The organism is Pseudomonas sp. 2822-17 (assembly GCF_002742485.1).
Taxonomy (GTDB): Bacteria; Pseudomonadota; Gammaproteobacteria; order Pseudomonadales; family Pseudomonadaceae; genus Aquipseudomonas; species Aquipseudomonas cyclaminis.
Genome location: NZ_LJRZ01000482.1, coordinates 1 through 327, shown reverse-complemented (window position 1 = coordinate 327; position 327 = coordinate 1). Strand labels below are relative to the sequence as shown.

The 327-nt window shown below is 38.2% G+C and carries 1 protein-coding gene; it reads right to left on the bottom strand.

All coding sequences use genetic code 11. The features are described from left to right. Window positions 1–327, bottom strand: a 327-nt coding sequence (locus AOA60_RS33365) for a hypothetical protein (RefSeq protein WP_099585639.1), incomplete at both ends; no start/stop codon positions are given.

Sequence of the window (327 nt, the reverse complement as noted above, 5' to 3'; positions counted from 1 at the left end):
CAGGAAAGCAGACATTCGCCCACTCATCTTTCTGGTGTCTTGAAAGGTTGGCATCAGTCACTTTCTTCCAAACCATGTGACTAAATGCTCGATGTACATATTTCGGATATAACTGTATCCAAGGATAGTAATTCAGTAGATCCAAAGCTTCTTCCCATTCAGTCACTACATTGTTGAAACTAGAATAACTTTGGTCCAGAACTTTTTCCTTTTTATTGTGGTCGTCCTTTTGAATGGAATGCTCGTCTAAATCATCAAACATCTCATTTACATTTTTCCGAAAAGCCCATTTCCCTTCGTCATTCTGTAATCCTAACAATTGGATAC